At 70.5% G+C, this 20,331-nt stretch carries 15 protein-coding genes, 1 tRNA gene and 1 pseudogene; 11 read left to right on the forward strand and 6 right to left on the reverse strand.

The features are described from left to right. The first annotated feature begins 429 nt into the window (after positions 1-429). Genes ACFY4A_RS20290 through ACFY4A_RS20320 form a run of 7 tightly spaced genes read left to right on the forward strand, consistent with a single transcriptional unit; the run spans position 430 to position 7,546 of the window. Positions 430-1,326 carry an SCO3242 family prenyltransferase gene (locus tag ACFY4A_RS20290; RefSeq protein WP_390830824.1) on the forward strand — a complete coding sequence of 299 codons (897 nt, stop codon included), beginning with the start codon at positions 430-432 and terminating at the stop codon, positions 1,324-1,326. Next, positions 1,323-2,261 carry a sugar phosphate isomerase/epimerase family protein gene (locus ACFY4A_RS20295; RefSeq protein ID WP_390830756.1) on the forward strand — a complete coding sequence of 313 codons (939 nt, stop codon included), beginning with the start codon at positions 1,323-1,325 and terminating at the stop codon, positions 2,259-2,261. Before ACFY4A_RS20290 ends, ACFY4A_RS20295 begins: the two co-directional genes overlap by 4 nt. After that, a complete protein-coding gene (locus ACFY4A_RS20300) occupies positions 2,258-2,950 on the forward strand; it encodes an EboA domain-containing protein (protein ID WP_390830757.1) in 693 nt (230 codons plus the stop codon). The genes ACFY4A_RS20295 and ACFY4A_RS20300 overlap by 4 nt, the downstream gene beginning before the upstream one ends. Then, positions 2,950-3,798, forward strand: a complete 849-nt coding sequence (locus ACFY4A_RS20305) for a TatD family hydrolase (protein WP_390830758.1) — start codon at positions 2,950-2,952, stop codon at positions 3,796-3,798. The genes ACFY4A_RS20300 and ACFY4A_RS20305 overlap by 1 nt, the downstream gene beginning before the upstream one ends. 3 nt (positions 3,799-3,801) lie before the next feature. Beyond that, positions 3,802-4,971 (forward strand): metabolite traffic protein EboE, encoded by a 1,170-nt coding sequence (eboE, locus tag ACFY4A_RS20310; RefSeq protein WP_390830759.1) that lies wholly within the window; start codon positions 3,802-3,804, stop codon positions 4,969-4,971. Next, the gene (locus tag ACFY4A_RS20315) at positions 4,968-6,389 is read left to right on the forward strand and encodes an alkaline phosphatase family protein (RefSeq protein WP_390830760.1); all 1,422 of its coding nucleotides are present in this window, start codon (positions 4,968-4,970) and stop codon (positions 6,387-6,389) included. Before eboE ends, ACFY4A_RS20315 begins: the two co-directional genes overlap by 4 nt. Then, positions 6,386-7,546, forward strand: a complete 1,161-nt coding sequence (locus tag ACFY4A_RS20320; RefSeq protein WP_390830761.1) for a sugar phosphate isomerase/epimerase family protein — start codon at positions 6,386-6,388, stop codon at positions 7,544-7,546. The genes ACFY4A_RS20315 and ACFY4A_RS20320 overlap by 4 nt, the downstream gene beginning before the upstream one ends. A gap of 63 nt (positions 7,547-7,609) precedes the next feature. Here ACFY4A_RS20320 and ACFY4A_RS20325 read toward each other — a convergent pair whose 3' ends face one another. Then, positions 7,610-9,031, reverse strand: a complete 1,422-nt coding sequence (locus ACFY4A_RS20325) for an OFA family MFS transporter (protein WP_390830762.1) — start codon at positions 9,029-9,031, stop codon at positions 7,610-7,612. Between the two features lie 309 nt (positions 9,032-9,340). Here ACFY4A_RS20325 and sucC point away from each other — a divergent pair, with 309 nt between their 5' ends. Beyond that, the gene (gene sucC / locus ACFY4A_RS20330) at positions 9,341-10,471 is read left to right on the forward strand and encodes an ADP-forming succinate--CoA ligase subunit beta (RefSeq protein ID WP_390830763.1); all 1,131 of its coding nucleotides are present in this window, start codon (positions 9,341-9,343) and stop codon (positions 10,469-10,471) included. A gap of 121 nt (positions 10,472-10,592) precedes the next feature. Further along, positions 10,593-10,677: transfer RNA gene (locus ACFY4A_RS20335), tRNA-Leu, on the forward strand. Between the two features lie 245 nt (positions 10,678-10,922). On the opposite strand, the gene ACFY4A_RS20340 is transcribed toward ACFY4A_RS20335, so the two are convergent. Both ACFY4A_RS20340 and ACFY4A_RS20345 read right to left on the reverse strand, forming a co-directional pair. Next, on the reverse strand, positions 10,923-12,521 hold the full coding sequence (locus ACFY4A_RS20340; protein ID WP_390830764.1) for an SMP-30/gluconolactonase/LRE family protein: 1,599 nt from the start codon (positions 12,519-12,521) through the stop codon (positions 10,923-10,925). A gap of 116 nt (positions 12,522-12,637) precedes the next feature. Next, a pseudogene (locus ACFY4A_RS20345) lies at positions 12,638-13,282 on the reverse strand (DEAD/DEAH box helicase family protein); the annotation flags it as partial. A 253-nt stretch (positions 13,283-13,535) separates the two neighbouring features. Here ACFY4A_RS20345 and ACFY4A_RS20350 point away from each other — a divergent pair. Then, a complete protein-coding gene (locus ACFY4A_RS20350) occupies positions 13,536-14,156 on the forward strand; it encodes a TetR/AcrR family transcriptional regulator (RefSeq protein WP_390830765.1) in 621 nt (206 codons plus the stop codon). Between the two features lie 40 nt (positions 14,157-14,196). On the opposite strand, the gene ACFY4A_RS20355 is transcribed toward ACFY4A_RS20350, so the two are convergent. Next, positions 14,197-14,997 carry an SDR family NAD(P)-dependent oxidoreductase gene (locus ACFY4A_RS20355; protein ID WP_390830825.1) on the reverse strand — a complete coding sequence of 267 codons (801 nt, stop codon included), beginning with the start codon at positions 14,995-14,997 and terminating at the stop codon, positions 14,197-14,199. A 660-nt stretch (positions 14,998-15,657) separates the two neighbouring features. On the opposite strand from ACFY4A_RS20355, the gene ACFY4A_RS20360 reads away from it, so the two are divergent. Then, positions 15,658-15,783 carry a hypothetical protein gene (locus ACFY4A_RS20360; protein WP_390830766.1) on the forward strand — a complete coding sequence of 42 codons (126 nt, stop codon included), beginning with the start codon at positions 15,658-15,660 and terminating at the stop codon, positions 15,781-15,783. 989 nt (positions 15,784-16,772) lie between these two features. Here the strand turns inward: ACFY4A_RS20360 and ACFY4A_RS20365 are convergent. Together ACFY4A_RS20365 and ACFY4A_RS20370 are read right to left on the reverse strand one after the other, a co-directional pair. Then, positions 16,773-19,151 (reverse strand): lanthionine synthetase LanC family protein, encoded by a 2,379-nt coding sequence (locus ACFY4A_RS20365; protein WP_390830767.1) that lies wholly within the window; start codon positions 19,149-19,151, stop codon positions 16,773-16,775. Further along, entirely contained in the window at positions 19,142-20,302 is a 1,161-nt protein-coding gene (locus ACFY4A_RS20370; protein WP_390830768.1) for a hypothetical protein, read from the reverse strand. The genes ACFY4A_RS20365 and ACFY4A_RS20370 overlap by 10 nt, the downstream gene beginning before the upstream one ends. Between the last annotated feature and the right edge of the window lie 29 nt (positions 20,303-20,331).

Below are 20,331 nucleotides of genomic sequence, written 5' to 3' on the forward strand. Positions count from 1 at the left end.
GCGGGGGAGAACGCCACGCCCGCAGCTTCCGCCGAACGGCCGGCGACAGCCACCGATTCCGGCGGACAGTCACAGGCGTCCGGCGCGTCGGAGGGGGCCTCGCGGCCCGGGCGGGCGGACGCAGATGCGGACCCTGGCACCGCCCGGTCAGCCACCCCCGCCGTGCCCCAGCCTTCCACCGAGCGGGCGGCGCCAGCCGCGGCTTCCGCCGGACAGCCGCCGGCGGCCGGTCCGTCGGAGGGGGCCTTCCGGCCGGAGCGGGCGGATGGCGACCCCGTCGCTTCCACCGCCCCGGCAGCCACTTCCGCCGCCCCGGCAGCCACTTCCGCCGCCCCCACAGCCACCCCGCCCGCCGCAGGCTCGGCCCCCGCACCCACCCCGCTCCGGCCCCATCGCCCCGCCCTCGGTACGCCCGCCGACTGGGTCGAACTGTTGCGGCTGCCCGCTCTGTTCACCGTTCCCGGTGATGCCCTCGCCGGGGCCGCGGCGGCCGGGCGGGCGCCCGGGGCCCGTACGCTGCTCGCCATCGGCTCGTCCCTGTGCCTCTACCAGGCGGGCATGGCGCTCAACGACTGGGCGGACCGCGTCGAGGACGCCGTGGAGCGCCCGCACCGGCCGGTCCCGTCCGGACGGATCGCCCCCGGCGCCGCGCTCGCCGCGGCCGGCGCGCTCACCGCCCTCGGCCTCGCGCTCGCCGCCCGCGCCGGCCGGCCCGCCCTCACCGTCGCCGTACCGCTCGCCGCCACGGTCTGGGCGTACGACCTCGGACTGAAGCGGAACTGGGCGGGGCCGCCCGCGATGGCGGCGGCCCGGAGCCTCGACCTCGTGCTCGGCGCCGCCGCGAGCGGCGGCCGGGTCCGCGACGCCGTACCGTCCGCCGCCGCCCTCGGCGCCCACACCCTGGCCGTCACCGCCGTCTCCCGCCGCGAGACCCAGGGCGGCTCCACGGCCGTCCCGCTCGCGGCCCTCGCGGTCACCTCCTGCGTCGCGTACGCACTGGCCCCGCCTGCCGTGGCCCTCAGACTCCCGGCGGACCGAGGCGGAGCAGCCCCCCTCGGTCTGCCGGGCCCAACCCCCGCACCGGGCGGTGCGCTCCGCGCGGCCCTCGCGCTCGGCTACGCCGCCACCGTCGCCCGCCCCCTCGCCCACGCCGTACTCAACTCCTCACCGCCGCTCACCCAGCGCGCCGTCGGCGGCGGCATCCGCGCCATGATCCCCCTCCAGGCCGCGCTGTCCGCCCGCGCGGGCGCACCGGGCACCGCCCTGTGCACGGCCGCCCTGGCCCCCCTGGCCCGAAGGTTCGCGAGGAAGGTGAGCGTGACATGAGCCCCGACCCCGCCGCGGTCCCGCGCTTCGGCTACGGCACCAACGGCCTCGCCGACCTGCGCCTCGACGACGCCCTCGGCCTGCTCGCCGACCTCGGCTACGACGGCGTCGGACTGACCCTCGACCACATGCACCTCGACCCACTCGCCCCCGACCTGGCCGCCCGCGCCCGCCGGGTCGCGCACCGGCTGGACGCGCTCGGCCTGGGGGTGACGGTGGAGACGGGCGCCCGCTATGTGCTCGACCGGCGCCGCAAGCACGGCCCTTCCCTCCTGGACGCGGACCCGGAGGACCGTGCCCGGCGCGTCGACCTGCTGCTGCGGGCCGTACGGGTGGCCGCCGACCTCGGCGCCCACGCCGTGCACTGCTTCAGCGGCATCACCCCGCCCGGCACCGACCGGGACACGGCGTGGAAGCGGCTCGCCGACTCCCTGGGTCCCGTCCTGGAGGCCGCCACCGCCGCCGGCGTCCCCCTCGCCGTGGAGCCCGAACCCGGTCACCTCCTCGCCACCCTCGCCGACTTCCACCACCTGCGCGGCACCCTCGGCGACCCGGAGAACCTGGGCCTCACCCTCGACATCGGCCACTGCCAGTGCCTCGAACCCCTCCCTCCGGCCGAGTGCGTCCGCGCCGCCGCGCCCTGGCTGCGGCACGTCCAGATCGAGGACATGCGCCGCGGCGTGCACGAACACCTCCCCCTCGGGGACGGCGACATCGACTTCCCGCCCGTCCTCGCGGCCCTGGCCGCCACCAGCTATCAGGGCCTGACCGTCGTGGAACTGCCCCGCCACTCCCACGCCGGCCCGCACTACGCCGAGCTCTCCCTGCCCTTCCTCCGCCGGGCGGCCACCGCCGCCGCGTCCACGGGCGAGCCCCCGGCCTCCGCGCCTCCCGCGCCCGAGCATCCGGTCACCCCAGAAGGGAGCACCCGATGACCCACCCGCACGGCACCGCGGGCACCCCCACGGCCGGCACCGCACCGACCCCGACGGACGAGCTGCGCGCCCGCACCAACACCGGCCTCACCCCGGCCGCACGGGCCTGGCTCGACCAGGCGCTCGACGAGGCCGCCGCCCACCCCGGAACCAACGGGCCGATCTCCGTGTGGGAACTGCGCCTGGCCGAGGCCGGCCGCCGCTGCGGCCCCGCCCACGCCGACGCCGCCCGCGTCCTCATCCTGCACGCGGCCCGCGCCGACCGCGACGCCCTCACCCGGGTCTACCGCCAGGGCACCGCCGACGAACGCCGCGCCGTCCTGCACGCCCTGCCTCACCTCGTGTCCGGCCCCGACGCCCTCCCGCTCGTCGAGGACGCGCTGCGCACCAACGACACCCGGCTGCTCGCCGCCGCCGTGGGCCCGTACGGCGCTCAGCACCTGGCGCCCCACGCCTGGCGGCACGCCGTCCTGAAGTGCCTGTTCACGGGCGTGTCCGTGGACAACGTCGCGGACCTGGGCGGCCGCGCCCGCGGCGACGCCGAACTCGCCCGCATGCTCGGCGACTACGCCGCCGAACGCACCGCCGCGGGCCGTCAGGTCCCCGAGGACCTGCACCGCGTCCTGGCCCTGACCGAGCCCGGCACCGCGCCGCACGGCCCGGTCGACCCCGACGGCAAGGAGTCCTGATGCGCATCTTCGATCCCCACATCCACATGACGTCCAGGACCACCGACGACTACGAGGCCATGCACGCCGCCGGCGTCCGCGCCGTCGTGGAACCGGCCTTCTGGCTGGGCCAGCCCCGTACCTCGGCCGCCTCCTTCCTCGACTACTTCGACTCCCTGATCGGCTGGGAGCCCTTCCGCGCCGCCCAGTACGGCATCGCCCACCACTGCACCATCGCCCTGAACCCCAAGGAGGCCAACGACCCGCGCTGCCTGCCCGTCCTCGACGAACTGCCCCGCTACCTCGTCAAGGACCAGGTCGTCGCCGTGGGCGAGATCGGCTACGACTCGATGACCCCCGAGGAGGACACCGCCCTCTCGGCCCAGTTGCAGCTCGCCGCCGACCACGGGCTGCCCGCCCTCGTCCACACCCCGCACCGCGACAAGCTCGCCGGCCTGCGCCGCACCCTCGACGTCGTACGGGAGTCGGCGCTGCCCATGGACCGCGTCCTGGTCGACCACCTCAACGAGACCACCGTCAAGGAGGCCAAGGACAGCGGCTGCTGGCTCGGCTTCTCCGTCTACCCCGACACCAAGATGGACGAGGAGCGGATGGTCGCGATCCTGCGCGCCCACGGCCCCGACCGGGTCCTGGTCAACTCCGCCGCGGACTGGGGCAGAAGCGACCCCCTCAAGACCCGCAAGGTGGGCGACCTCATGCTCGCCGAGGGCTTCACCGAGGACGATGTGGACCGCGTGCTGTGGCGCAACCCCGTCGAGTTCTACGGCCTCAGCGGCCGGCTGAGCCTCGACGTCGCCGCGACCGGCGCCACCCACGAGGGCAACAGCATCCTGCGCGGCGGGGAGTGATCGATGCGCTTCCGGCACCCCGACGGCTCCACCGTCCACCTCGCCTACTGCACCAACGTCCACCCCGCCGAGACCCTCGACGGCGTCGTGGCCCAACTGCGCGACCACTGCGAGCCCGTCCGCCGCCGGCTGGGCCGCGACCGCCTCGGCATCGGCCTGTGGCTCGCCCGGGACGCCGCCCGCACCCTCGACTCCGACCCGTCCGCGCTGCGCGCCCTGCGCGCCGAACTCGACCGGCACGGGCTGGAGGTGGTCACCCTCAACGGCTTCCCCTACCAGGGCTTCGGCGCCGAAGAGGTCAAGTACCGCGTCTACAAACCGGACTGGGCCGACGCCGAACGCCTCGACCACACCACCGCGCTCGCCCGCATCCTCGCCGGCCTCCTCCCGGACGACGTCGGCGAGGGCAGCGTCTCCACCCTGCCCCTGGCCTGGCGCACCGCGTACGACGACACCCGCGCCGAGCAGGCCCGCACGGCCTTGCGCACCCTCGCCGAACGCCTCGACGCCCTCCAGGAGTTGACCGGCCGCTCCATCCGGGTGGGCCTGGAACCCGAACCCGGCTGCGTCGTCGAGACCACGCAGGACGCCATCGCCCCGCTGACCGCGATCGCCCACGAGCGCATCGGCATCTGCGTCGACACCTGCCACCTCGCCACCTCCTTCGAAGACCCGCACACCGCCCTGGACGCCCTCACCGCGGCCGGCGTCCCCGTCGTCAAGTCCCAGCTGTCCGCCGCCCTGCACGCCGAGCAGCCCCACCTGCCCGAGGTCCGCGAGGCCCTCGCCGCCTTCGACGAGCCCCGCTTCCTGCACCAGACCCGCACCGTCACCGCCGCCGGACTGCGCGGCACCGACGACCTCGGGGCGGCGCTCGGCGGCGACGTCCTGCCCGACGCAGCCCCCTGGCGGGCCCACTTCCACGTCCCTCTGCACGCCGCCCCCGCCGAACCCCTCACCTCCACCCTCCCGGTCCTCAAGACCGCCCTGACCCGGCTCGTCGGCGGCCCGCAGCCGCTCACCCGCCACCTGGAGGTCGAGACCTACACCTGGCAGGCGCTCCCGCCCGAGCTGCGCCCCCGCGACCGCGGCCGGCTCGCCGACGGCATCGCCGCCGAACTGGACCTCACCCGCGACCTGCTGACCGACCTCGGCCTGAAGGAACTGCCATGACCCGGCCCGAGGGACCGACACCCCTGCTCGTCCTGGACGTCGTCGGTCTCACCCCGCGCATCCTCGACCACATGCCCCACCTCAAGGCACTCGGCCAGTCGGGCTCCCGCGCCGCGCTCGGCACCGTCCTGCCCGCCGTCACCTGCGCCGCCCAGTCCACCTTCCTCACCGGCACCATGCCCTCCGAGCACGGAATCGTCGGCAACGGCTGGTACTTCCGCGAACTCGGCGACGTCCTGCTGTGGCGCCAGCACAACGGACTCGTCGCCGGCGACAAGCTGTGGGACGCCGCCCGCCGGGCACACCCCGGCTACACGGTCGCCAACATCTGCTGGTGGTACGCCATGGGCGCCGACACCGACATCACCGTCACCCCACGGCCCGTCTACTACGCCGACGGCCGCAAGGAACCCGACTGCTACACCCGTCCCCCGGTCCTGCACGACGAACTCACCGAGAAATTCGGCACGTTCCCCCTGTTCCACTTCTGGGGCCCCGGCGCCGACCTCGTCTCCAGCCAGTGGATCATCGACGCAACCCGCCACATCCTGCGCACCCGGCGCCCCGACCTGACGCTCTGCTACCTGCCCCACCTCGACTACGACCTGCAACGCTACGGCCCCGACGACCCGCGCTCCCTGCAAGCGGCAGCCGACCTCGACGCCGCCGTGGCCCCGCTCCTGGACGACGCCCGCGCCGAGGGCCGTACCGTCGTCGTGCTGTCCGAGTACGGCATCACCCGCGCCGACCGGCCCGTCGACATCAACCGCGCCCTGCGCCGGGCCGGCCTGCTAGAAGTGCACACCCAGGACGGCATGGAATACCTCGACCCGATGGCCTCGCGCGCCTTCGCCGTCGCCGACCACCAGATCGCCCACGTCTACGTGCGCCGCCCCGAGGACATGGACGCGACCAGGGCCGCCCTCGACGGACTGCCCGGCATCGAGAAACTCCTCGACGACGAGGGCAAGAAGGCCCACCACCTCGACCACCCGCGCTCCGGGGAGCTCGTCGCCGTCGCCGAGCCGGACGCCTGGTTCACGTACTACTACTGGCTCGACGACGAGCGCGCGCCCGACTTCGCGCAGCTGGTCGAGATCCACCGCAAACCCGGTTACGACCCGGTAGAGCTCTTCATGGATCCGCACGACCCCTACGTGAAGGTCAAGGCGGCGACCGCGGTGGCCCGCAAGAAACTCGGCCTGCGCTACCGCATGGCGGTCGTGCCGCTCGACGCCTCACCCATCCGCGGCAGCCACGGCCGCCTGCCCGCGAGCGACGACGACGGTCCGCTCCTCCTCTGCTCCACCCCCCTCGCCGTCGGAGACCGCATCGCGGCCACCGACGTGAAGTCCCTCCTGCTCCACCTCGCCGGTCTCGGCCAAGCAGACCACAAGTCCGAAGAGAGGCACCCGTGAACGACACCCACGCAACCGACCACGGCACCGACGAACTGCTGCGTCGCAGCCTGGGCATCGGCCGCCGCAGCTTCCTCAGCACCTGCACCGCCGTCGCGGCCGGGGCGATCGCCGCTCCCGTCTTCGGCGCGGCCCCCGTGCAGGCGGCGACCCCCGCCGAGTCGAACGGCAAGGCCAAGGGCCACCTGCTCGTCCCCGAGGACAAGCGCGGCATCATCCTCTACACGGTGCGCGACGCCACCGGCCGCGACCCGTTCTCCACCAGCCTGCCGTCCGGCTTCCGCGCGGTGTTCGAGCAACTGGCCCGCTTCGGCTACCGGCAGGTCGAGTTCGCGGGCTACGGCCAGCACCGCAACGCCCCCGGCGGCGCCAGCCTGGAGAGCGTCGAGGGCGCCCGGCTGCTGCGCGGCTGGCTGGACGAGTTCGGGCTGCGGGCGCAGGGCAACCACGGTTTCATCCCGGGCTCCTGGCCGCTGACCACCGGGGACCTGGACACCTTCAAGAAGCACCTCGAGATCGCGAACATCCTCGGCATGCAGCACATGGGCACCGGCGGTGACCCCACCGGCAGCTCCTACAAGGCCGACTGGGACGTCGCCGCCGAGAAATGGCACGCCCTCGGTGAGATCGCCCGCAGCGCCGGGATCAAGCTCTACACCCACAACCACGACACGGCCTACGGCTTCCTGCTCGACGGCGGCCCGCTCGACGCCCAGGGCCGGCCGACCCGCAGCTCCGGCATCCGCAAGCTGGAATACTTCCTGTCCATCACCGACCCCAAGCTGATCTGGCTGGAGATGGACATCTACTGGGCGCACGTGGCCCAGTACAAGTTCCGCACCTACACCGACCACGACGGTGCCGTGCGGCAGAACATCTTCGACCCGGCGGGCCTGGTCGCCGCCCACAACAAGCGTTACCCGCTGTTCCACGCCAAGGACGGCGTCATCAACACCGCCAACGGACAGGGCTACGACATGGTCCCGTTCGGCACCGGCGTCATCGACTACACGACCTTCTTCTCCCGGGTCGGCCACCCCAATTACCACAACCCGATGGTCGAGCAGGACAACGCCCCGAGCTCCACCAATCCGGGCCAGTCGCTGGAACACGCGCGGATCGGTTACGAGAACATGGCCGCGCTGCGCCGCAAGTAGCGCACACCCGCGGAGGGCCTCCCCGGAATCGCCGGGGAGGCCCTCCGCACGCGGTTCACCCGCTCACGCCATGTCCTCGCCCAGGGGCCGGGGGTTGGCGGCGACGCCGCGCCGGGACTGCGGCCTGCCCGGAGCCTTCAGGAACAGCGCCAGCACCGCCGAGGCCAGCCCGATCGAGCCCGCCAGGACGAAGGCGCCCTGGTAGTCCCAGGCGGCGACGACGACCGCGCCGAGACCCGAACCGACGAGCCCGGAGATCAGCTTCGAGCTGTAGACGATGCCGTAGTTGGCGGCGTTGTGGTTCTCCCCGAAGTAGTCGGCCGTCATGGCCGCGAACAGCGGGAAGATCGCCCCGCCGCCGAACCCGGACACCATGGAGCAGAACAGGAAGAACGGCATGCTGCCCATCTGCCCGGACACCAGCACGCCGAACTGTGCCGTGCCGAGCACCAGACACACGATGATCAGTGTGTTGCGCCGCCCGCACTGGTCGGAGATCCAGCCGATGACGCCGCGCCCGGTGCCGTTGACGATCGCCTTCAGGGACATCGCGGTCGCCACGATCCCGCCCGCGAAGCCCATGTCCTTGCCGAACGGCACCTGGAAGGCGATGCCGAAGATATTGATGCCGGCCGTGCACAGCAGACAGAACCACATCATCCACAGGACGGGCGTACGGGCGGCCTCGCCCGGGGCGTACTGCTTGACCGCCGGCGGGTTCTTCGCCAGCGCCCGGCGGAGCTTCGGGTCGTCGGTCTGCTTCAGCGGGTCGACGTGAGCGGGCCACCAGTTCTTCGGCGGGTCCCGGAAGAACCAGCCGGCCGTCGCCACCACCAGACACAGTCCGACACCGACGCAGGCGAGCACCGTCCGGTAGTTGCTCAGGTCCATGAACGAGGTGAAAAGGAAGACGAACGGCACCGAGCCGTAGGCGAATCCGCCGTTGACGAAGCCCGTCTTGCCGCCCTTGCGCTCCGGATACCATTTGCCGACCATGTTCACGCAGGTCGCGTACACCAGGCCGGCGCCGATGCCGCTGCACATGCCGAAGCCGAAGTACGCCACGATCACGTGGGGTGCGTACGCCAGCGACAGATAGCCCAGCAGCGTGCCGACCGCGCCGAGCAGCATGGCCGAACGGGCGGGCAGCCTGCCGCTCTCCCGCAGCTGTCCGGCCGGAAAGGCCACGGCCGCCTGGAAGAACACCCAGACGCCCATCAGCCAGAAGATGTGCCCACTGCTCCACAGGTGGGCCTTGTGGAGCGTCTCCTCCGCCGACGTGAAGGCGTATTCGGCGGAGCTGATGCCCATCATGCCCACCCAGGGCAGGATGACCATCCACCGGCGGGGCCGCCCCATGATGTCGATGTCGGTCTCACCGATGCGGTAGACCCGCCCCCGGGAGTCGGTCACTTCGCGATACGAGCCGTACGCCGTGCGGGAATCGCCCGGCGTACTTGTTGTTGATATGGGATCCGCGGTCATGTCTGGCCATCTCCTCGCCGTGTCGGTGGGGATCGGGGACGATGCGCCGGGCGTTCGGTCGGCCCGGAGTCTTGCGGAACAGCGCCGGTACGGCGCAGGACGGTCCGGTGCAGTCTGTGCGGTCGCGCGTACGGTCCGGGGCGGCCCGCGCCCACCACCGGCCGCTCCCGGACTCGATCTGCTCGCCGACCGCTTCATTGCATACAGTCGACGAATACTGTATGAAGTTTGTTATCCCGCATCCCGTCACAGGTGTCCAGGGGTTGCGCAGCACTTTTCAGCCAGGAGCCGTCCCGCACGGGAGCCGGAATGGACCTCTACGAACACCAGGCAAGGCAACTCTTCGAGGAGTACGGCATCGTGGTGCCGCGGGCCGAGGTCACGGACTCCTCCAAGCAGGCCCGCGAGATCGCCCGCAGGCTCGGCGGCCGTGTCGTCGTCAAGGCCCAGGTGAAGACGGGTGGACGGGGCAGGGCGGGCGGAGTCAAACTCGCCGCCGACCCCGCGGCCACCGAACTGACGGCCCGTCATATCCTGGGCATGGACATCAAGGGTCACCGGGTCCGCAAGGTCATGGTGGCCGAACCCGTCGACACCGCCGAGGAGTTCTACGTCTCCTACGTCCTCGACCGCTCGGCGGGCGGCTTCCTCGCCGTCGCCTCGGCTCAGGGCGGCACCGAGATCGAGGAGGTGGCCGCAAGCCGGCCCGAGGCCGTGGCGCGCGTCCCCGTCGACCCGACCGAGGGCGTCACGTCTTCGAAGGCGGCCGAGATCGCCAAGGCGGCGGGCCTGCCTCCGCAGACCGTGGACACCCTGGTCCGGCTCTGGCAGGTCCTGGTCCGTGAGGACGCCCTGCTGGTGGAGGTCAACCCGCTGGCGCGGACGAGATCGGGCCGGATCGTCGCACTCGACGGCAAGATCACCCTCGACGGCAACGCCCGCTTCCGCCAGGCCCGCTGGGGGGTGGAGCACACCGAGCACGACGACCCGCTGGAGGCGGCGGCCGCGGCCCGTGGCCTCACCTACGTCAAGCTGGACGGCGAGGTCGGCGTCATCGGCAACGGCGCCGGCCTGGTCATGTCCACGCTTGACATGGTCGCCGGCCGCGGCGCCCGCCCGGCCAACTTCCTGGACATCGGAGGAGGAGCCTCCGCGCGGCTCATGGCCGACGGGCTCTCCGTCATCCTCTCCGACCCGTCCGTGCGGTCGGTCCTCGTCAACGTCTTCGGCGGGATCACCGCGTGCGACACCGTCGCCGAGGGCATCGTCCAGGCCCTGGACACCGTCCGGCTCACCAGACCGCTGGTCCTACGCCTCGACGGCAACAACGCGGCACGCGGCCGCGCGATCCTCGACGAGCGCGCCCACCCCCTGCTCGAACAGGCCGCCACCATGGACACCGCCGCGAGCCGCGCCGCGGAACTCGCCCGGCAGGGATGAACCCGTCGCGCCCCCGGGACCCCTCCCGGGGGCGGATACGCAGGTGAAACGCACCGCGAAACCTTGGTATTGTTATGCATGTCGCCGCGGGGAACACCCCCGGTCAGGCGGCAGACACCTGGTCCGGGTGGCGGAATGGCAGACGCGCTAGCTTGAGGTGCTAGTGCCCTTTATCGGGCGTGGGGGTTCAAGTCCCCCCTCGGACACTTGTGGGACGTTCACGAGATCGTCCCGAAGCGTTCACGAATTACCGGTCGAGTCATGTGACTCACCGGTATTTCGTCGTTCCTGGGGCCTTCGAGCCTCGTGATCGGCTCGGCGAGGGGGTGGGGTGGTGGCGGTCCAGGTACTGCGCCTCTCACCTGCGGAAACAGGACATGCCTGCGCGACGGCTGGTAGCCGTGGCGCAGGCATGTGGGGTTTTCAGGGGGTGGAGCGCGGCGGGGGTGTGTCACTCGCGTGGCGGAGGCTCGACCTGCTCGGTCGGAAGCGGTCGCGCCAGGGACGGGTCCGAGGGCTCACCGGGTGGGGTTGCGGCGCTCCGCGTGTCGGCTTTGCGGGGCTGGATGCCCTGGTCGCGGAGGAACCGTCGGATGGCTCTGAGGTTCGCCACGAAGATGATGATGGCATTGAGCAGGGTCTGTGCGACGCGTCCGTGCGGCAGGCGGAGCTGGGGATTGTCGATGCTGTCGAGGGCGGACTTCTTGAGGTTGCCGTTGCCGCCCTCGTTCTGACTGCGCAGTCCGGACCAGGCTTCCTGCCACAGAGGGGTGAACAGGGGGTATTTCTGCCGCCACTTGGCCAACACGGTGCCCGGGACGGTGATGCTCTTCCCCCTGCAGATGTCTGGGTAGACGGGGGCGTCCCGCTTGGGCCTGGGGATGGTGGGCAGGGCTGCCGGGGTACGGACAGTGGGGGCGTCGAGGTCGACGACGGTGGACGGGCGTGGCTGGGGCCGGCAGTAGCAGGTGACCGTGGCGTGGGACCCGAGGGCGGGGCACTGTCTGCGCTGGTCCCCTGCGGGCCCGTACTCCTTGATCTTGGTCTGGTAGTCCTTCCGGGACTGGATCAGGTTGAGTGCGGGGGCGCGGTCCTCGTCCGTGCGGCTGTCGATGTATGTGGCGCCCGCAGTGATGAGCGGGGTGGGCATCAGCGGGCAGTAGAACTCGTCGCCGACCAGCTGCATGCCGCGGAACTCTCCCTGCCGGTCGACCTTGTCGTCGTTGTAGTGCTTCACCGCGTTGAGGCCGAGTCTGAGCAGCTGCAGATGCAGGTTGTGAGGCTTGGCCTGGGCGATGCCCCGGTCGGCGCAGAACAGGTCTTTGACCAGGCCTCGTTCGAAGGCCGGCTGGATGGCGCGCAGGGCGGCCGGGCCGGGTTCGGTGCCCGGGGTGTGAAGGATCATGCCGAGGCAGACCGCCGGGTAGGCGCCGGCGAGGTCGCCATGGCCATGGCCCGGGAACGCGGCCATCATGGCGTAGCGGAACTCTCTCTTCTCCGGCGCCTTGGCTTTCTTCTCCTGTCCCGACTTGGTCTTGCGAGGCACTGGCTTGTTCGCCGTGCCGCGCCGGGTGCCAGTGTTCGTGGAGGCCGCAGCTTTGCCGCTGGGCCCCGACTTCTTCTGCGTTCCTCCCTTCACGTACATCCCGGCGGTGATCTCAAGCGAGGCCCGGTCCTGGTGGTAGTCCGGCTCTTTGCCCCAGACCGGAACCGGAGTGTCGTCGACCGCGATGTGGCCAGGCCACCGAGCGAAGTCGCCGCGCCGGTAGGAAGCCATCACCGGAGCGAGAACCAGATCCTGGGCGATGGCCTCCAGATTGCGCACGGTGTCCTGATTGGCGCGGGCATTCCACTTCCGTCGGATCTTCTTGGCCTCGCTGAGCGACAGCCGCTTGAGCACGGTGCCGTCGGGATCGGTGCGGTAGAGGGAGCCCGCGCCCGGCGTGCCGTCGTAGGGCAGGCTGCCCGCCCAGAACCGGCCGTGCGGGTCGCACACCCCGTCGTTCATGCGGGTCGGAACGGGGGAGTGCTCCTCGGGTGGGCCAGCCACTCGCTCTCCAGGAGGGTGCTGAAGCGGGTGACGGCGGGGTAGAGGAGTCGGTACAACTCGGCGTGCAGCTTCTCCCACTTGGCCTGGGAGCCGCCGGCCTTCTCCTGCGCCTCGAAGTACGCGGCGACGAACGCGTCCATGTCCTGCACCGAGATGATCGGCGCGGACATGACCGCGGGGGTGGCCGTGAAGGCGAAGTAGGAGAGGTTGGCGGCCTGGGAGCGCTCGACCGCCTTCGCCTTCAGCTTGTCCTCCACGGTGACCTTGGTCGCGCCCTCGTCGTCCGAGTCGGCGTCCAGGCCGAGGTCGCGCAGGGCGGACTTCACGGCGGTGGCGGCGTCGCCGGACTGGGAGGAGTGCGCCTCGTCGACGATGATCGCGAAGCGGGTGCCCTTGATCTCGGTCGGGTTGCGCTTGATGTAGTCCAGCAACGCGGGGAACGAGTGCAGGGTGACCGTGACGATCTTCCCGGTGTCCCGGGAGAGGGCGCGGGCCAGCTGCTCGCTCTTCGCTCCGTGCTTCTCGTTCTTCAGGACCAGGCCGTCGGTCTGCGATGAGAAGCTGCCGACGGTCGCCGAGAGCTGGGCGTCCAGTACGCGGCGGTCGGTGATGACGATGACCTTGTCGAAGACGGGCTCGCCGGGCTTGATACGGCCGTCGGCGAAAGCATCGGGTCGCAGAACGGGCGGATCGCGGCGGGCGTGCAAGTCGCTGAGGCGGTGCGCCAGCCAGCCGATGGTGTTCAGACTGGAGGCGTTCGCCCAGCGGCAGGACGGCCGGCAGGACCTCCCGGGCCCGGCGCTGGTCCGCGCGCAGCGCGTCGGGGAGTTCGAGCAGGGCCAGCGGGTTTCCCTGCGCGGCGTCCAGCTCAGCTTCTGTGGTGCGGCCATTCTGAGTTACGCCGGCGGGGCGCCGGTGGTCGCCTCACCTTTCGACCGGTCTACCTCGTCCAGCGCGCCGATCGTGCTCCACCGTCCCGGAATCCGTGCATCAGCGCCCCGTATGCTCCTGACCATGAGCACTGCACATCCTGCCCGCAGGCGCGACGGCGCCGCGACACGCGAGGCGATTCTCGCCGCCGCGGTCGTGGAGTTCACCGAGCACGGATACGCCGGGGCCGGGGTGCGTCAGATCGCCGAGCGGGCGGGTGTGACGGCGATGATGATCAACCGCTACTTCGGCTCGAAGGAGGGCCTGTTCGCGCAGGCCGTCGATCGGGCCTTCGCACCGCCGACCGTCGTCGGCGACGAACGCACCGGTTTGGCGGGCACCATCGCCCACACGCTCGCCGAGCGCACCGCGTTCGGCAGCGAGCGGCTTGACCCGTTTCTCCTGTTGCTGCGCTCGGCGCCGGATCCGGAGGCGGCGGACATCGTCCGGCAGGGCGTGGAAACCCATGTGGGCGCCCGTCTGGCGGGGTTGCTCGGCGGATCGGACGCCGACGTCCGCGCGCAGCTCGCCCTCGCGCTAGTCGCCGGAACGTGGCTGCTGCGCAGCGTTGTCGGTACCACCGCGCTCGTCACGGCCGACGACGGCCGCCTCGCGGCCCTCCTCGCCGACATGCTCGAACCGGTCATCCGCGAGGCGGGTGGCGCATCTGTGCCTGGATCCGGTCCCGACGGCACCGTCGGGTAGCCGTCCGTCGTCGGCACACGGGATGGCCCGGTGTGTGGGCTCAGAAGGCGGAGCGGATGAGTCCGCCGTCGACGCGGATGGTGGCTCCGCTGACGTACTGGGCGTAGTCGCTGCAGAGGTAGGCGACGGCTGCGGCGATCTCATTGGGTTCGCCGAAGCGTTCCTGGTCGTTGGGGATGAGGGCCTGGACGGCGTTGGGCTGGATCTCGTCCCAGGTCCGGCCCCAGCCGCGGGCGGTCCCGATGCTGGTGACGAGGTCCTTGGTGGCTTCGACGAGGATCGCTCCGGGGGAGACGATGTTGGATGTGACGCCGGTGCCCTTGAGTTCGCGGGCGAGAGAGACGGCGAGGTTGTGCCGGGCGGCCAGGGTGGCGTTGTACTGGGGGTGGGTGTTCATCGGCTGGGAGGCGAGTCCGCCGCCGATGGTGACGACACGACCCCAGCCGCGTTCGCGCATGGCGGGGACCAGGTGCTGAATCATGCGGACGCCTGAGACGACGTTGACGTTGTAGGTGTCGCGCCACTCGTCGGGGGTGGCTTCGGCCCAGGACAGGTGCCGGTAGAAACCGGCGTTGTTGACGAGGATGTCGATGGTGCCGTCCGCAGTGGCGGCGCGGGCGACGTCGGCGGCGGCAAGATCGTCGGCGAGGTCACCGACGACTGTGCCGGCCGTCCCGCCCGCCTCGCGGATCTCCCGCGCGACCTTCTCCGTGCGGTCCTTGTCCCGGCCGTGGACCACGATCGCGGCGCCCTCGGCCGCCAGCAGCTTCGCGGTGGCCTCGCCGAGCCCCGCGCTCGAACCTGTGACGAGCGCGCGCTTACCGGTCAGATTGAGGTTCATCTCGTGTTTCCCCTTCATGGGCCCCGCACTCTTCGGCAATGCGAAGCATCTCTCGCAGAAGTATACAGTCGTAGACTTCTGTGGGAGAGGGAAGGGTCTGGGCACCGGCGGTCGGGGCCGAGCCCGCTCACGGAGCATCGGCGTAGCCAGAGCACCCGACAGCCGCGATCCATCAACACGCAGAACCTGACAGGGAGGTCTTACGAGGGCCCGAGGCGGGCGGATCCGGGTCGTGAGGCGGCCCTCCGCCCCGGCGGGGGGCGGCCGTTGTTCGACATCACGCTGTGCGGCGCGGCCGGTGGAGCGACCAGCCTGGAGTGGTCCGGGTGTCCGGTGCCGACCCGGGGCGGCCGGCCGTGACGGGCGGCTTCCGGGGCGGGGGCCGGCACGAATGCCGTGCCCGTGAACCTTCGCGGGGCTGGTCTCCGTGTTTCTGGAGACGGCCGCCGCGCGCGGAGCGGTCGGTGGCGAGCCTGCACGGGTTCCTGCGCGAGCCGGCCGAGGACAAGCGGCGCGTTCCCGGCGACGACCTGATATCCGCCCTCGTCGCCGCCCGGGACGAGGACGACGGCCGCCTCCCCCAGGACGAACCGACCGGCACCGCGGCCCTGCTCCTCATCGCCGGTCACGAGAGCACCGTCAACCTGCTGGAGCAACGCCGTGCTGGCGCTGCTCCAGCACCCCGAGCAGCTACGGCTGCTGTGGGACGACCCGGCTCTACTGGACAACGCGGTCGAGGAGTTCCTGCGCTACGACATTTCCGTCGAGCGCACGACGAACCGGTAGGCTGCCGAGGACCTGGAACTGGGCGGAGCACGGATTCCCCGGGGCGGCATCGTCGCCGTGGCACTCGCCTCCGCGAGCCGCGACGCCCCCTGCCCGACGGAGGCGATGCGGACTCGCTCGACATCACCTGTCCCGCCGCCCGACACCTGTCCTTCGGCCATGGCATCCACCACTGGTCAGCGCACAGAGACCGCGTACCAGTCGTCGTTGCCCTGCGAGGTGCACTGGGCGGCGGTGCGGACAGGCGGCCCTGGAAAAGGTAGCCGTGGGCGCAGGCGAGGTGGCTGTAGGCGATGTCCGACCAGCCGTTGGAGTCCATGTGGAAGTTCTGGATGCCCCGCACCTGGCCGGCGCAGTCGGCGTGGTCGGCCCTGGCCACCTTCACGGCGTCGACATGATGGACGACCACGCCGCCCTGTTCCGGGGTGATGTCGCTGCTGACGCTCTTCGGCGCCCGGGCGCCCCACTGGGAGCGGGTGACGAACGTGGCCATCAGCCCCTCCCTCCTCGGCCCAGGGCACAACTGACGGTGGCGTTCAACGGCTCGGCGTGGGCGTTGCGCGCCGCGTCGGGGCCATAGACGGCGCCGGCGTGGCGGGGGTGCGAGGGCGGCCCGGTAGCGGGCGAGGCGCGGGTGGGAACGGTTCACTCCGAACTGCAGGCATGGCTCGGGCGCCGCAGCCCGACCGTGCCCGATCTTGGTGGTTAATTCCAACTGTAATGCAGCGAGGCGGAGTTGGAGTCGGGAGAGGTGGCTGTGGTTGGTGCGGTCGAGGGGATGGCCGTTCCACCAGGCAGGGAGGCGGATGAGGCGCTCGGGCCGGCCACGCACCGTGCACTCCATCCACGTCCTGGTACTGCGCCTGGCTCGGGAGAGCCGTCCGCGCCCGTCGACGCGACCGGCCGACTGTCACAGCGTCGTGCGACGGCTCTACCGCACGCAGCTCGGACACCATCCGAACACAGTGATCAAAAGCCGGCAGAGTTCGTCATTCGAACAGCGGATGTCGCGCCTCGTCCGGCTGCTCGATCTCCACAGCCGCCAGGGCCAGCCCGACTTCGCCACGGTAGAGGCTGTGGCTCCACTGTCCTCCCGACACGGCGTCGTGGTCAGCCAGGGCGCTGTACAACCGTTCGGAGGCGAGCCTCAGCCATGCCTCTTCCTGTGTGTGGCGGTACATGTTCAGCAACGCGAAGACATGTCCGGCCTGGCCACAGCACAGCGTGCTGTTCGGTGCTTGGTCCTCGAAGGTTGCGAACGCGGCCGCGGCGGCGATGCCCTGGTAGGTGGTATCACCCAGAATGCGATGAGCCGCATTCCACAGGTACACATGCCCGGGTGACCCGTGGCACCAGCCGTTCATGAACGACGGGGAGGCCTCGTCGGTGCGGACAGGCCAGCGCAGACCGCGGCCGCCTGGTACGCCCCAGCCGGCCAACTCGGTGAGGTGTCCGACGACACCATCGTGCACATCCCTGTTTGCCACCTCACACCACGTCATGAGCGTGTACATCAGACCGGCCCACCCATGGGCGGCGCCGGTGTACTGGAGAACCAGGCCTTCTTGACGATTGCGCGGTTGGCCGAGGACCAGCTCCGCCATGTGATCAGTCAAGGCGTTTGCGCGATCTGACAGCTGCCCGAGTAGGGCGTTTGTGACCCCGTCCTGAGGATCCAGCTCTCGGAGGCTTTTCACGAAGTGCGAGCAGCCGGCGAGCACACTGGTGGTTCCCAACGTCGGGTCCACTCCCTGCGGCGGTTGTTCCATCAGGTGCAGGTAGGCGCTCGCAGCCTCGATCAAGGTGGGGGTGTCTCCCCGGGCGTGGGCAACCAGACCGCGCACCAGCTCGATTCCTGATCTTGTGTGGTAGGGCGATACCGAGCCGACAACGTCCGGTCCGATGCCGGCGTCCTCGTCATAGACGCCCCGCGGCTCCTCGGCGAGCATCGCAGCTCGCTGCGCCCACTGGTCGGCTGCAGCAAGCGGCTCCGGGTCACCCCTGAGCAGAGCCATGCGCAGCAGGTAGTAGGCGATTCCGGCGGCACCGTGCATGAAGGTCGCTTGCGGGCCAGTGCCAGGCCCTGCGGCAAAGAGGCCGTGGTTCGGGTCGACCAACTCGCCGACACGCTCGATGAACAGATCGGCGCGCGTCTTTGTAACTCTCGCTGAAGGTCGCGAGGGTTGGTCGTCGATCCGCACCCGCGACAGCGCCTCCGCTATCGTGGCCACCGATGGAAACCGGGCGCTTGTGGATTTGGAAAGCGACCGGCGCAGCACGCTCTCCAACTCTGGCCAGGGCGCAACGCCATTCTCGGCGAACGAGAGGGGTGGTGTCTGCTCGATCTGCCCGTAGAACCGTTCTGCCTCCGGAGAGAAGCGGAGATAGTCGCGACCAGTGGCCACCCGGTAACAGAGCACGCCCAGGGCATACTGTTCTGACTCGGCGGTGGCGTCAGGTGGCTCCATGCCCTTCCGTGAGGCTCTGGCATAGTCAGGGTCGAAGTACTCGGGCGCCCCGCCGCGACAAGTCCCGGAGAGTGGGTCGTCGAGCAGCCGAGCAAGCCCGAAGTCCAGGATCCTGACTCTTCCTTCGGCGTCGACCAGCAGGTTGCCCGGATGCACGTCACCGTGGATCACCTGTCGGTCGTGCAGCGTTGCATAGGAGGACAGAACGGCGACGAGCAAGTCACGCGTCTCCTGTCGTGAGCCGCTCTTGTCTCCAGCGCGAGCGACCGCTTGGGTGACCTCGACTCCGTCGCACCATTCCATGGCCAGGAACTGGCGCCGTTCATCGCCACCGAATCCAAGGAACCGTGGACTCGGAGAGCCGCCGAGGCGTTCGAGAATGCGTCCTTCCTGGCGCAACGCGGCAACGCTTCGATCGCTGGTCGCGTCGACGACCTTGACGGCACAGATCTCGCCGGTGTGTGTACGCGCGCGATAGACCTGCGTGTCGTCGGTGATGTAGACGCAAGCATCGACCGTGTGCCCCATCAACGAGCTTCCGGGCTCGTACCAGCGCGCGAGGGCACGGCTCAGATAGGAGTGTTCGAGGACCAGCCAATTCGCGTGAAGAAAGCGGGTGAGGACCGGCCAGGATTCATCGAGAACCACTTGTGGGTCGAGCGTATGCTCCCTGGCGTACTGCGTGATCGCATCGATGATCGTGCGTGGCGTGCGAAAGCTCTGGAACAGCTCCGCGAGATCCGCGGATAGGATCATCGAACGCGAACGCGAAGCCACCCGCGTCACGATCCAGTCCCCCTCATCGAAATCCAGGTCGACGAGACTGGCGGGGTCGAAATCGCTGACGCGGGCCAACTCGACGTCGGCCGGCATGATCAGCCTGTTTGTGGTCACCTGCACACCGCGCTCCCTTCAGACGTGCTGATGGGCCTCGTCACCGGTTGCCAGGTGGACGTGTCGACCCCCGCAGCCCGGAGGCGGTGCAGCGCAGCGGCCTGCGCCTGCCCGCCGATCAGGCCAGCCTGTCGTGCCTGCACCAGTCCGCCCGCGAGTCGGGTGGTGACCCAGGTCCGCCAGCTGTCGACGAGCGCCTCCGGCTCGTCTGGCGACGATGCGGGGTCGAGCCCCCACGAGAGCAGCCCGTCAAGGCCGGCGTCACAGGTGAACGGAACGCCGTGCACGTCGAATCCGGCCAGGGCCGACGAGAGTTCGCCGGCGAGGTCTTGCACCGCCTGCCATGACGCGAGATAGACCATGAACTTGTCGGGGCGCACCATCGTGTCGACCGTGTCAGCCACCTTCCAGCCGACAATTCCGGGAGCTTTTATGATCAGCGGGATCGAGGCAGCCACGACGTCGGCCAAGTTGTCCGGCGTGGGACTGATGTAAAGCTTGATGGTCGGCCGGTCCGCCCGGAGTTGGGCGTCACGCCGTCGATGGACGCGCCACGGCCGCTGCCCGAACTCGATCCATCGCGGGTCGCTCCCCAATCCGTGTGGCATCGCGTGGCTCATCCTCGCGCGGAAGGCGTCGCCGTATTCCGCAGTGCGCCACTCGCCGCGAATCGCTACTTGATGGAACGAGTAGAGGCGCTCCGCGATGACGGCCTGAGCGCGCAGGCCCAGCGACTCGGCATAGGCGATCGCTTTGAGTGACAGAGCGGCCAGTCGGCCATCGGGCGGTTCGAGCGGACCATGAGCCAGTTCGGTGAGGGCTTCGATGCCCGTCACGAACCGGCCGGTGATCTGGATTTCAAGCACCTCAGCGCCAACCAGGTCGCCAAGCTCCTCGCCGCTGAGGGCCGGCAAGAGTGGTGAGGGCAGCCAGGTAGGAACAGCAGCCTGCTGAAACAGGCTCGCCGTCGGCGCGCTCACGGCCTTGATGGAGCCGTGATCGGCTCCGTCGAGAGGAAAGAGCAGCCCGCCGATAGCGGAACTCGGCGAAGAGCCGATGAGGGCCTGACGTTGAGAACGCTTGAGGTCGTCCAGTCCACGCAGGACGTATCGCGGATTGGACCTGTAGAGGTGCCGGTCAGTCGCCAGCGTACGCACATTCACACTCCTGGTGTGCCGTTCGCGCA

Source organism: Streptomyces sp. NPDC001292 (assembly GCF_042896465.1).
Classification (GTDB): domain Bacteria; phylum Actinomycetota; class Actinomycetes; order Streptomycetales; family Streptomycetaceae; genus Streptomyces.